9 protein-coding genes are annotated in these 12,404 nt (G+C 58.5%); all 9 read left to right on the top strand.

Annotated elements, in window-relative coordinates:
- The first annotated feature begins 1 nt into the window (after position 1).
- The 9 genes from CGL56_RS18325 (at position 2) to CGL56_RS04790 (ending at position 12,351) form a co-directional block, all read left to right on the top strand.
- Positions 2 to 2,239, top strand: a complete 2,238-nt coding sequence (locus tag CGL56_RS18325; RefSeq protein ID WP_209280246.1) for an NAD(P)-binding protein — start codon at positions 2 to 4, stop codon at positions 2,237 to 2,239.
- A gap of 82 nt (positions 2,240 to 2,321) precedes the next feature.
- Positions 2,322 to 2,753 (top strand): hypothetical protein, encoded by a 432-nt coding sequence (locus CGL56_RS04825; protein ID WP_099105340.1) that lies wholly within the window; start codon positions 2,322 to 2,324, stop codon positions 2,751 to 2,753.
- A gap of 141 nt (positions 2,754 to 2,894) precedes the next feature.
- Positions 2,895 to 5,525, top strand: coding sequence for a TonB-dependent receptor (locus CGL56_RS04820; protein WP_099105339.1), 2,631 nt, complete (start codon positions 2,895 to 2,897; stop codon positions 5,523 to 5,525).
- Positions 5,526 to 5,686: 161 nt separating this feature from the next.
- On the top strand, positions 5,687 to 6,187 hold the full coding sequence (locus tag CGL56_RS04815; protein ID WP_099105338.1) for a hypothetical protein: 501 nt from the start codon (positions 5,687 to 5,689) through the stop codon (positions 6,185 to 6,187).
- A 389-nt stretch (positions 6,188 to 6,576) separates the two neighbouring features.
- Complete coding sequence (locus CGL56_RS04810; RefSeq protein ID WP_099105337.1) at positions 6,577 to 7,629, top strand: polysaccharide lyase family 7 protein; 1,053 nt, start codon at positions 6,577 to 6,579, stop codon at positions 7,627 to 7,629.
- A 718-nt stretch (positions 7,630 to 8,347) separates the two neighbouring features.
- Complete coding sequence (locus tag CGL56_RS04805; protein WP_167641475.1) at positions 8,348 to 9,253, top strand: helix-turn-helix transcriptional regulator; 906 nt, start codon at positions 8,348 to 8,350, stop codon at positions 9,251 to 9,253.
- A gap of 46 nt (positions 9,254 to 9,299) precedes the next feature.
- Positions 9,300 to 9,962, top strand: a complete 663-nt coding sequence (gene cas6 / locus CGL56_RS04800; protein ID WP_143470616.1) for a CRISPR-associated endoribonuclease Cas6 — start codon at positions 9,300 to 9,302, stop codon at positions 9,960 to 9,962.
- A 6-nt stretch (positions 9,963 to 9,968) separates the two neighbouring features.
- On the top strand, positions 9,969 to 10,775 hold the full coding sequence (gene cas5 / locus CGL56_RS04795; RefSeq protein WP_143470615.1) for a CRISPR-associated protein Cas5: 807 nt from the start codon (positions 9,969 to 9,971) through the stop codon (positions 10,773 to 10,775).
- The gene (locus tag CGL56_RS04790) at positions 10,768 to 12,351 is read left to right on the top strand and encodes a hypothetical protein (protein WP_099105333.1); all 1,584 of its coding nucleotides are present in this window, start codon (positions 10,768 to 10,770) and stop codon (positions 12,349 to 12,351) included. Before cas5 ends, CGL56_RS04790 begins: the two co-directional genes overlap by 8 nt.
- Positions 12,352 to 12,404 lie beyond the last annotated feature (53 nt).

Raw genomic sequence — 12,404 nt, 5'->3', positions numbered from 1 at the left:
CATGCGCAAGAAAATCGTCATCCTGGGCGGAGGAATGGCCGCCCTGTCCGCCGCCCACGAACTGACCGACTATCCCGGCTGGCAGGACCACTACTCCGTAACCCTCTACCAGATGGGGTGGCGGCTGGGGGGCAAGACCGCCACCGGCCGCGGCCCCCACGGTCGCATCGAGGAACACGGCATCCATATCCTGCAGGGGTGGTACGATACCACCTTCCGGCTGTTCCGCCAGGTGTACGAGGAGCGCGCCCGCCGGGGCCTGGATCCCGGAAGCCCCTTGAAAGACCTCTTCCGCGATGGCCTGGTGGCCAACGATACCACCCTGCTGACCACCGAGGAGCGGTCCGACCACTGGACGAGCTGGCCGCTGATCTTCCCCCGTACGGAGGAGTTGCCGGGCACCGCGGGGCCCCTTCCCCCCTGGGCCCTGATCCGCAAGGGGATGGCCCTCCTGCTGGAGTTCGTCATGGGCAGCCCCTACGGCAAGGACGCCAATCCGCTGGAGCGGCTGATCCTGGCCCACTTCTTCCCCAATTACGGGCCGGCGCCCCGGGGCTGGCGGGGTTGGCTGACCGGCGCAATGGGCTTGCTCTTGCGCAGTTCACGCAAAGTCATACCCAAAGGATACCAGCGCCTGCTGGACGCCTTCCACGAGGCCCACGCCGACTTTTCGGACGACGATTACGACCACCACCGCCGGCTACTGCGGTCGCTGGGTGACTTCCTCGAGGAGCACGACGACCGCCTCTACGCCGGCCTGAGCGCCCACCCGCGCCTGGAACGCATCATCCTCTTCCTCACCTTTGGCTACTACCTGCTGAAGGGGATTCTGGACGACGTGTACGATCCCACCACCCGTTCTTTCAACTTCGACGCCATTGACCGCTACGACTTCCGGGAATGGCTGCGCCGTCAGGAGGCACCGGATTACTTGCTAAACAGCGTGGTCGTCCGCTTCTTCTACACCGGCACTTTCTCCAACCTCGTCAACGATCGGGGCGGTGCCCTGGCCGCCGGCTCGGCCCTGCAGTTCCTGATCCAGTCCATTGGCTACAAGGGCAGCTTCGTCTATCAGATGCGCTACGGCACGGGGGATACCCTAGTGATGCCCCTTTACCAGCTGCTGAAGGCGCGGGGGGTGACCTTCCGCTTCTTCCAGCGGGTGGAGCAGGTACACTATTCCGACTCCGGCCGCATGGAGCGCATCACCCTCCAGCGGCAGGTGGACCTGGTGGGGGAAGACTACGACCCCGCTATTGTCCTGGCCGACGGCCTCAGTGCCTGGCCCGCCACCCCGCGCTACGAACAGCTGGATCCGGAGCAGGCCCAACGGCTGCTGGCGGCGACCATCGACCTGGAGGACCCCTGGGCCGACTGGCAGGGGGTGGGCACCTATACCCTTGAACTGGGCACCGACTTCGACGAGGTCGTCCTCGGCATTCCGGTGGGCTGCCTGCCAACCATCTGCCCGGAGATTATCGAGCGGGTACCCGCCTGGCGAAAAATGGTCGACCGCGTAGCCACCACCCCCACCCAGGCGGCCCAGCTGTGGATGAAGGTCACCCTGCGGCAGCTTGGCTTCAAGGCCTACGACTGGGGGCTGCCCCTGAGCGGTGGGGCACCGAACGTGGTGGTGTACGAAGACCCGATGTACTCCTGGCTCGACAGCTCCCTGGTGTTGCCCCACGAGCCCTGGCCGGCGGACCACTGCCCGCGCTTCGTGGCCTACTTCACCGGACCCTACCTCCTGTCGGAACCATTGCCGCCCTTCACCGACCACGGCTACCCGGTACGCGAACTGGCGGAGATGGGGAGAGCGTTCCGCGACTACCTGGACCGCTACATGGCCTTCTTCTGGCCCCTGGCCTACACCGACCCGGGCGTCTTCAACGCCATGTTGCTCCACGGCCCTGCCCCCACGGCCACCGCGGAGGAGCGGTACGCCTATCAATACCTCCGCGTCAACGTGCGGCCCACCGACCAATACACCCTCTCACTGCCGGATACCGACCAGTACCGGCTGCGGCCGGGGGGAAGCGGTTTTGCCAACCTTTTTCTGTGCGGGGACTGGACCGACTTCGGGCTCAACGTCGGTTACATCGACGGCGCCATCCAGTCGGGCATCCAGGCGGGACAGGCTCTCCGCAAGGCCGCCAACCTGGGGGGGCACAAGGAAAACTGGGCCCCGGTGCACCGTCCCCGGGCGGCCGACCCGGAGATGGAACTTCCGGTGGCGTGATGCACAATTTCGGCCTCCAACCGACCAACGTTTGGTCAGCCACCAACGTCCTATTCTCGGTGAACCAAATGCGTGATTCACCATGAACAAGTTGAGTGTATTGCCCCTCCTGCTGCTTGCTTTTCTCTCCTTCGCCTGCGAGAAGGACGAGGCCCTGCGCCTCACCTGCGGCCCCGACATCCGCATCGTAGGGTCGGTGGAGGGACTGGCCTCAGACCACTTCATCCTGGAGTCGGCCCGCGTCGAGGACCGCTGCCTGACGGTAGAGATCGGCGCCAGCGGTTGTACGGCCGACCACTGGACGCTGGACCTGGTCACCACCGGGAACGTAGCGGAGAGCAACCCCACCCAGTCCTCGGCCCGCCTGATTTTCGATGACCAGGTCGACGAATTCACCTGCATGGCCTACCTGACGCGGACGTTCTCCTTCGACCTTTCCCCCTACCTCTCGGAGGAGGCCCTGCCCTCGGAGCTTTCCCTCATCGGTACGGACACCGTCCTGCTGGTCGAGTAAGACTCGGGTGCCGGATCGTCGATCAAATCGGGGGGAGGCGTCGGAGCGCATCCCGGATGGTCGAGGGAGTATGCCGAATGGTCGATCGGGTCCCACGGGCGTGATGGCAGGCCTTTCTTTTGCCTGCATAACCCCACCACGATGAGGACTCGTTTGTATCCCAATCTACTTTTTCTTCTTGGCCTGTTGCTTCCCGGCGTCGCTTTAGCCGCCTTCCCCGCGGGCGCGGACGCCGGTGCAACGGCCTTTTCCAAGAGCCCCTCCCGCTGGCTGCCCGCGGCGGGTTCCATCACCGGGGTGGTGACCGACGCCACCGACGGCAGTCCGGTAGCCTACGCCACGGTTAGCCTCTACACGGCCGCCGAGGCACTGGTGAACGGTACCCTTACCGACGAGGCGGGGCGCTTCACCGTCACCGACGTCGCTGACGGTACCTATCGGGTGGAAATCACCTTCCTGGGCTACGAAAAGATCTCCGTTCCCGACGTGACCGTCGCCGGCGGCAAGGCCACCGCCCTGGGCACCATCAAGCTCGGCGCATCGGCTGAACTGCTGGAGGAGGTCACCGTCACCGGCCAACGCTCCCTCATCGAGGAGAAGGTGGACCGACTGGTCTACAACGCCGAGCAGGACAAACTGAGCAAGGGCGGAGACGCCGCCGACGTCCTGCGCCGGGTACCCCTGCTGCAGGTCGACCTCGAAGGCAACGTGAGCCTGCGCGGCAACAGCAACATCCGCGTACTGATCAACAACAAGCCCTCGACAATCATCGCCAGCAGCGTGGCCGACGCCATGAAGATGATCCCCGCCGACCAGATCAAGAGCGTGGAGGTGATCACCAGCCCCTCCGCCAAGTACGACGCCGAGGGATCCGGGGGCATCATCAACATCATCACCCAGAAGAACAGCCTGGCCGGCTACTTCCTGAACGTCGATACCGGCCTGGGGCTGCGGGGCTCCAACCTGGGGCTCAACGGCAGCTACCGCAAGGGCAAGTTCGGCCTCACCCTGGGCGGCTTCGGCAGGGCCTTCTACAACGACGCCGAGACCTCCCTGGTGCAGCAGTTCACCGACAGCCGCAGCGAGCAGTTCGGCGAGGCCAGCGACAACGGCATGTTCGGCCGCTACAACCTGGGACTGGACTATGACCTTACCGACCGGCAGTTCCTCTCCGCCGGCATCCGGTTCGGGCTGCGCAACTTCAACCGCGACCAGCTGCAGACCACCAGCGTCTACGCCAACGAGCAACCGCTGTCCACCTTCCTGCGCGACATCGAAAGCGAGCGCACCGGCAACAGCATCGACCTGAACCTCGACTACCTCTACGTCATCAAGGCCGGACGGGAACTGAGCGTCTCCACCCTGTACAGCACCACCGACGAGAACACCAACTTCGTATCCTCCAGCCTCAACGGCCAGCAAACCGTGCTGAACCGCCTGCAGAACCTGAACGACAACAACAACCAGGAGATCACCCTGCAGACCGACTACATCCACCCCATCGGGGAAACCCAGATCGTGGAGGCCGGCGCCAAGGGCATCCTGCGGCAGGTGAACAGCGACTACCGCTACCTGAGCGCCGAGGGCGAAGGGGCCTTCACGGCCGACGGCTCGCGGCCCGCCGGGCAGCTCGACTACGGACAGGACATCGTAGCCGCCTACGGTGCCTACACCCTCTCCCTGCCCGGGGAAGTGACCGTGAAGGCCGGTATGCGCTACGAACAGACCCGCATCACGGCTACCCAGGACAACGAGGCCATCGAAATCCCCGACTACGACAACTTCGTGCCGAGCCTCAACCTCTCCAAGCGGGTAGGGCAGGCCACAACGGTGAAGGCCGCCTACAGCCGGCGCATCCAGCGCCCGTGGCTCCGGCAACTCAACCCCAACGTGAACCTGGAGAACACCCAGAACATCGAGGTGGGCAACCCCCTGCTGCGCCCCGAACTCACCGACAACTACGAACTGGGCTACAGCAGCATGTTGGGCAAGACCTACCTGAACCTCTCCCTCTTCGGCCGCAACACGGCCAACGCCATCAACGAGGTGCGTACCCCCATCGACAGCCTGGACGGTACCCTGCTGACCACCTACGAGAACATTGGTCAGGAGCAGGCCGTGGGCATGAACGTCTTCCTGAACCTCTACCTGACCAACCGCTGGACGGTCAACGGCGGATTCGACCTCGACTACGCCCGCCTGGAAGGACTGGTGACCGGGCTGGACGGAATCTCCGTCACCCAGACCAACTCCGGCTTCAACTACGGCGGCCGCCTGATGAGCCAGCTGAAGATGAACAACGGCTGGAGCGCCCAGGCCTTCACCTTCATGCGCGGCCGTCGGGTACAGCTGCAGGGCTCGCGGGGCGGATTCGGGATGTACGCCCTCGGCGTCAGCAAGGAAATAAACGAAGGGCGGGGCACCATCGGCCTTTCCGCCGAGAACTTCGCCGGCCAGGGTTGGACCCTGCGCAGCGAACTGGAAACGGCCTCCTTCACCCAGGTCCGCGAAGACCTGCTCCTGAACCGCAACGTGAAGCTGACCTTCAGCTACAAGTTCGGTGAGCTGGAGGCCGACCGCGCCCGCCGCAAGACCCGGGGCGTGAGCAACGACGACCTGATGGGCGGCGGCGACGACGGTGGCGGCGGTGCCGCGGCCAGCCCGGCCCCCACCCAGTCGCGCCGCGCCGCCCGCCGCGCCACCGCTCCGGTAAAGAAGGACAAAAAGGCGAAGCAGGACGACAAAGAGGAATCGGAAGAAGAGAAGCAGTAGCACCAGCTCCTTCTCCCGATCCCAGAATTATGCTTTTGAAGTTTGAGTTGTGATTTTTTATTGAGAAGTGGGTCTGCCCCCGGCCAGCCGTTTCGGCCGGTCAGGGGCACCCCTTCTTTTGTTTGGGCGGGGATGTAGAAAGCTTTCCTATCTTTCACGTCATGCAACGCTATGTAGAGCAACTCTGCGGCGACCTCCTCGCCGCCGCCCAGCGCCGCCGTGAACGCCCCCGACCCCTGGCCGACGAGTACTTCGTGACCGAGGAAGAACGGCAGCGCGCGGAACTCATCCGCCACTTCTCCGACGTGGAACGCTACACCTCCGGGGAAAGCAACCGCAGCATGTACGACACCCTCGGCTTCGAGCCCGAGGCCTTCCCCCCGGCCGAGCGCCTTACCGACCACCAGCTGGAAACCCTGGTCCGCGACCTGCTGGACCTCTGGGCGGCCTACCGCACCCTGGCCGATGCCCCCCAGGGTGTCTCGGCGCGGCTGCTCTACCCCCAGCTCCTCAAGCGCATGCATGACGACTACTTCGATCCCGGCGACGGAGGCTACCTCCACTTGGAATTCTGCGAGTACGAACCCGCCCGCTGCCCCTGGCCGGAAGGGCTCTGCAGCTGCCGCATCGACCTGGGCAATTTCAGCGGGTCCGGGGAGTAGCCGGTGAGGTAAACCCTACGGTTTTTTCATCGGGACTGGCGACATCCCCCGATTCCCCATCTTTCAAGACGCAGCCGACCACGACCACCCACCTCCGGCATGCAACGCGTGTGGGTACCCCTGCAGCGCATCAATATTCGGGCCGGCGCACTCCCCAATGTTCACCGGGTTGACGGCCGGTTAAGGCGAACGGAGAACTCCCGCGCCCGCGCCACCACCCGGTGAAGGAGTGACTGGCTACCCACTTCAGGGCGGTAATTTTTTTATCAGTCTGGAAAAGCTACCTTGTAAATTGGTTAACCAAAAGCCGGTTAACCAATTTGCCCGTCGAGTGGTCATGTAAAACCGGCCGGCGCGCTCCCGTGAAATATGATATAAACTGACGATTCATGCACCAATTGAAAGAAACCGCCTACGCGCTTTCCCTGATCATCCTGGCTTCCCTGACATTCAGCTGTAGCGGGAATTCGGATGCGACCACGGCACCCGCCGCCCCGGACGACATACTGTACCCGAGCGACGTAATTCCCTCCCTCGACCAGTGGAACATTATGCTCGGTGATGGAGAGGTAATCCGCGACCTGACGGATTTTGCCCACCCGGAATACTTTTACGTAGCCCACGACAGCACGGATTGGGTCGTCTACAAAACCCCGAACGGCGGGGTCACCTCCCCCAACTCCCACAACACCCGGACGGAGCTGGGGCAGAAAGCCCGGTGGAAACCCGAAACCGGGGGCAAACTGCGCGGCACCCTCAAGGTAATGCACGTCTCCACCTCCGGAGATGCGCGGGTGGCCTCCTCTTATTCGGTGGTTGTAGGGCAGATCCACAGTGCGGACGGGCACGAGAACGAACCCATCAAGATCTTCTACAAGAAGTTTCCGGGACACGAGCGGGGCTCCGTTTTCTGGAATTACGAAATCAACACAGAGGGCGACAACGACAAACGCTGGGATTATTCCACGGCCATCTGGGGCTACGATATGTCGACCCTCGGCAGCGGTCCGGACAGCTACCCGGCCGAACCGGAAGACGGTGTCGCATTGGGAGAGGAGTTCAGTTACGAGATCAACGTCTACGAAGGAGTGATGTACCTCACCTTCGAGCGGGAAGGATACCCGCCCAAGACCTTTACCAAGAGCCTCCTGGCCTCTGATTACGCGCGGAAGGAGGATATGCCCGAGCAAATCGTAACCCTCTACGCCGGCATCGGTCGCGACGGCACCGAACGCCCCACGGCCTACGCGGGGGAGAAGCAGTTCTTCAAGCAGGGGGCCTACAACCAAACCAATGGCCGGGACCCCGCTACGAATATGGTCTGGAGCAGCGGTGCCGCTACCTACGACGGAAACCTAGCGGAGCAGTACGCCAACGGCAGCTATACCGAAGTTTGGTTCCGGGAATCCTCCATCGGGCCGGGTACAGCACCGGTGCGGTGAGGGACTAAAATGACCGGACCCTCGCGGGTGCGCCGCTGCGCTGGGCACACCACGAGGTCCTGCCGGGCCGTCGGGCCTGTGGCCCGGCGGGAGATGATTACGGACGCTCGCGGGTGCGCCGCTGTGCTGGGCACACCGCGAGGTCCTGCCGGGCCGTCGGGCCTGTGGCCTGGCGTGAGATGATACGGACACGCTCGGGTGCGCCGCTGTGCTGGGCACGCCGCGAAGTCCTGGCGGGCCGTCGGGCCTGTGGGCCGGCGTGAGATGATTACGGACGCTCGCGGGTGCGCCGCTGCGCTGGGTACGCCGCGAGGTCCTGCCGGGCCGTCGGGCCTGTGGCCCGGCGAAAAACTGGGTGGGGGCCAGCACCTACAAGGGGCCGGTGGCCGACCGTCGCTATAATACCGTGCTATTGATAAGTGCTGGCAAACGTCTCAGTCTATGGGTTGGGAATATTTTCCGGTTACGTGATGGTGAGATTTGAGCGAATTGATTTAGAATAAATATCAAGGTAGACCAAAATAAAAATTCCGACATCTGCAGCAACTTTCTGCGGCCTGTTACTAGGTTAGAAGCCATGAAATACGTCCGATAAGACTTATTTATTCTCATCCATCCTATTATTTAAATTAAGTCAAGGAGAGGAAAATTTTGAGAAAAACAATGCTTTTACTTTCTTGGGTCAGATATGCCCACACCTACGACTAATGCTGTCCGGATGCTGCTTAAGCTACTCGCAGCACCCAAGCGATTGACCCGACAAAACTTAGCTGATTTCCTAGGAGTACCCAAGTTAGATACGGTAACTGGATACATGAATAACTTGCGGGCTGCAGGAATTGAAATTGAGCACGACGTTCATTTTCGCTATTACGTGGTACCTCGAAAAGGATTCCAGGAGTTAGAGTATCTCTCCCCGCTTTCAGAAACGGACAAGTCGCGATTGAAAAGGCTACTTGGTCAACTACCAACCGCGGAGGCGACCCAACTTTACAACAAATTGGAATCCCTCTACGATTACCAGCAACTGGGGCTCGAAGCACTGCGTGAACCGGAGATCGAAAAGATCAACGATATTGAACGTGCATGTCGGGAAAAACGTCGGATCCTGCTGGTCGGCTATCGTAGTCGATCGGGTAATGACGTTCGCGACCGTAAAGTGGAGGCTTTTGCCCTCGAGCCGGAGCGGGGCATGATTCGAGCGTATGATGTCGATCCCGATAAACGCCGCACTTCTTTTTTCCTGCTCTCCCGGATGGAGCGCGTAACTATACTTGACGAACCCTGGATGTGCGAAGCGCAGCACTTCTATCGGCAGGCTGATGCCTTTAACATTGTAATGGACAAAACTGAATTGGTCCACCTCACGCTGAAGGTGAGCGCTTATAATGATCTAATTGAGCGTCATCCGCAAGCCCGGCAGTATATCCGTCCAGGGAAGGAAAGTAATACCTATGATTTTCAGGGGCGCATTAATGCTTCGTTCATCGGGTTGATACCGTTTGTACTAGGTAACCATCGCCACGTGGAGGTGCACAGGCCCAAGGGGCTTCTCATTAAGCTCGGAGAGGAAGCTGCCCAGCAACGGAAAAAGTGGATAATGAAAGGGGAGGGGGCACCCTGATTTTTGGGGTGGGATCCGTGTGACCTTTGTAATAGATATCAACGATATGCGAGTAACTTTCAACTTGAGTCCAAATTACCGCCGGATTATTCCGTTCGACTACCAGCAACAGCTAGTGGGCAGGATCCACCAGTGGCTTGGAGAAAACTCATTGCATGACGAAATATCCTTGTACAGCTTAAGCTGGCTTGGTTTTAACGGACAGGTCAGAAACGGGGGCCTGTACTACCCCAATGGAACACACTTTCACGTAAGTGCAGCCAACGATGAGTTAATGGCGGATATTATCGCAGGACTGCAGCGGGATACGGAAGTTAACTGGGGAATGCGTGTAACCAGTATTATGCCCCAGCGCGAACCCACCTTCGGTACAAGTGCTCGCTTTATTATGCAGAGTCCGGTACTAGTCAAGCGCCAAATCGAAGATGGATCCGTGCAGTTTTACTACTACAAGGACGAAATGGCAGCCACATATATGACGCAGACTATGCAGGCTAAGATGAAGCACGCAGGAGTAGTGGGGCGCATCAGCTTACGTTTTGATCGATCCTTCCCCAACCCTAAAATTAAAATGTGCACCTACCGAAAAATCAATAATAAGGCAAGCCTGTGCCCAGTAATCGCGGAGGGTGATCCGCACTGCATCGCATTTGCCTGGAACGTTGGTATTGGAAACAGTACTGGCATTGGCTTTGGTGCCATCAAATAAAACACCATGGAAAAGTTAGATTTGCGATTCTTCCTCGAGCCACCCGAACTGACGCAGAAGGGAGCAATAGAAATCTTTGCTCTGGCACCACTATCTATGGTAAGTGCGCAGCCAGGAACCTACTTCCGTAGCGAGCTGGTACCGCCCCCACAGATGGTTTACGGAATGTTGGAAAATGCACTCGGCTGGCACCTCCCACACCAGACGCGTAAGGAAGTAATGCAAGGACTCACCAAGTTGGCGAAAAAGCAGTTTGGCAAAGTACAAATCTGGAAAGGCCATCCCTGGCTGAGCGGCAAAGAATCGAAGAGTGCTAAGAGTGGGTACTTCAGCCTACTACAGTATCATTTGAGTCTGGAGAAAGCTCTGGTGCCAGAAGATTTGATGACCTACGATGATTTGTGGTCCATGCACTTACGTGATCGTGGAATGAATTTTGTGGGTGGGAGTCGCCGCTATGACTTCCGACTAGAAGGACTCATAACCAAACTACGGTCCACTGCAAAGGAGAAAGGACCAGACAAGCAGGAGGTAGGTGATCGAAAGGAATTTGTCCGAATCGAGCTTGAGGACTTGTATGAGACGGAAGAACAAAAGATTCACAGTAGCTCCTTAGGGGATGCCTTTCCAATGTATTACGTAAGTCCGAAAACCCGTGGTTTCGTGGTAACTCGAACCCCTTACCGCATACCGGTGCGTGCTACGCCAACGGTTTGGCGGATGCTCGAAACACTCGATAGCCTAGCTATGGCCCCAACTTACCTAGGCACCAGTGAGGGGTGGGTCGCCACGAAAATTTCATCCGATGTTTGATCCCAACGATCTCCACCCCCTGCCACGTTACGGACTAGCGGTAGCGATGTTTGACTTTTGGAAGCAAAACGATAACGAATTTCCGCAGATCAAGACATTCAAGCAGTTAGCTACTCTGGCGGATACTTCTTTGGGCTTAAACCACTATGGTTTTCTTCTGGAGAAAAACGCGAATGGTCCAGAAGTTGGAAAATTCGTCTACCGCAATTTTGGAGATGATAGGGGAGGACTCCGGCCAGGGAAATCTAGTGGACAGAACACGGCTAATGGTTACTTCCTTTCCCCTCACGTCCTGACCAGCAACAACTCAGCCATGATGGTCAAGGAGATGGCTGGGCTACGAAAGGCACTCAAGGGGAAGCTGACAAAAAATTATTCGCTTAAGCGTTCGTTCTCACCAATGACCACTAAAATGAACGCGGGAACGCGCTCAATGAGCGACCCTAGTGACGATGTTCTAAGCGCAGCATTCACGGCTGTTGCAACAAGTACCCCACGGAAGGCAGCTGCTTTAGATTACGGTAGTTTCACTAACGTCGGACTCATTCCAGATCTGCCTTTTTATGTTCAGTCAACGGGTAGATACCCGCTCTTCGAATACTTAGTAGTGCTGGATGGAATTCTTCACAATCTAAAGCCGGAAGTACTCACCGGTACTTTCGACGAGAAGAAAAAGCAGTACAAGCGGCCAGATATTTTCAACGGAAATTTCAGGTACGCGCTACGTAACGTGGATTTTGGAAGCTTAGGATTGGTTGCAGCCATCAGTGAGTGGCGCAAGCAGTCGGATCAGCACAGTGAAGAAAAAGTCGAAGAGGTGCTGACCTACCTAGCATCCTTTCCAATATATATCGTTGGGTATGATTCAATCCGACAGGAGCAGTTTGGTCACCATTTGGTGACCCTCACCGAAGGTGGGGTATTGTATGCCATGCTCAATGACTTGTGGAAGGTAGAATTTTACGACTCGGCGGATGGTCGCATGGATTACAGTAATCCTAAGTGGAAGCATCTGATTCGTAACGTTGATCGGTTTCTACGCTTTTTCACCCCGGCTTCTTTTCAAGGATTTCTTTCGCTGAGGGCAACCTACCCAATGTCCTTTTACCTAATATTTCACAAGTACTTTCTTATGCAAGGCATTAACGAATCCATTCTGAAGTCCGCTATGGCTCTCGGGCGTAGTATCAATCAGGCTGCTTACTTCGAAGCCAGGGCCCGCACAGATGCGGACAAAAAGACTAACCGAGACCTATATACCTACAAAACCAGAGTGCTGGCCAGTTTGGAAAGCAACATTCGCAGCGCCCGCACTGCCGATCAATTGTTAGGCCAGCTCAGTACCACGATCGGACGAATGGCTAGTATGGACATCGACAGCGCGGCGGGGCCCTTCTTTGAGGCTATGCTGACTTCAGGGCCAGATCGTATTGAGCTGAAACAAGCACAAAACCTCATCGTCACATTCATGCGGTTACGCCAGGAACACGTCAGTTCAAAGGAAGAAGAACAGGCCGACAAGAATGAACTACCGGTAGATCCCCACGGTGAGGTGGACTATTCGGAGGACGAATAAAAACCTAAAGTCAATTCCACAATTTTAACCGCGGCCCCCCTAAACTCGGGTAA

Source organism: Neolewinella marina (assembly GCF_002631205.1).
Classification (GTDB): domain Bacteria; phylum Bacteroidota; class Bacteroidia; order Chitinophagales; family Saprospiraceae; genus Neolewinella; species Neolewinella marina.
Note: the sequence above shows the minus strand (reverse complement) of the source record. Positions and strands in the feature narration are given on the sequence as shown.

What these genes read in the sequence shown, in the direction of transcription:
- CGL56_RS04810 (WP_099105337.1), top strand. Translation starts at nt 6,577, where the DNA reads ATGCACCAATTGAAAGAAACCGCCTACGCGCTTTCCCTGATCATCCTG.
- CGL56_RS04825 (WP_099105340.1), top strand. Translation starts at nt 2,322, where the DNA reads ATGAACAAGTTGAGTGTATTGCCCCTCCTGCTGCTTGCTTTTCTCTCC.
- CGL56_RS04805 (WP_167641475.1), top strand. Translation starts at nt 8,348, where the DNA reads ATGCTGCTTAAGCTACTCGCAGCACCCAAGCGATTGACCCGACAAAAC.
- CGL56_RS04815 (WP_099105338.1), top strand. Translation starts at nt 5,687, where the DNA reads ATGCAACGCTATGTAGAGCAACTCTGCGGCGACCTCCTCGCCGCCGCC.
- cas6 (WP_143470616.1), top strand. Translation starts at nt 9,300, where the DNA reads ATGCGAGTAACTTTCAACTTGAGTCCAAATTACCGCCGGATTATTCCG.
- CGL56_RS04820 (WP_099105339.1), top strand. Translation starts at nt 2,895, where the DNA reads ATGAGGACTCGTTTGTATCCCAATCTACTTTTTCTTCTTGGCCTGTTG.
- CGL56_RS18325 (WP_209280246.1), top strand. Translation starts at nt 2, where the DNA reads ATGCGCAAGAAAATCGTCATCCTGGGCGGAGGAATGGCCGCCCTGTCC.
- cas5 (WP_143470615.1), top strand. Translation starts at nt 9,969, where the DNA reads ATGGAAAAGTTAGATTTGCGATTCTTCCTCGAGCCACCCGAACTGACG.
- CGL56_RS04790 (WP_099105333.1), top strand. Translation starts at nt 10,768, where the DNA reads ATGTTTGATCCCAACGATCTCCACCCCCTGCCACGTTACGGACTAGCG.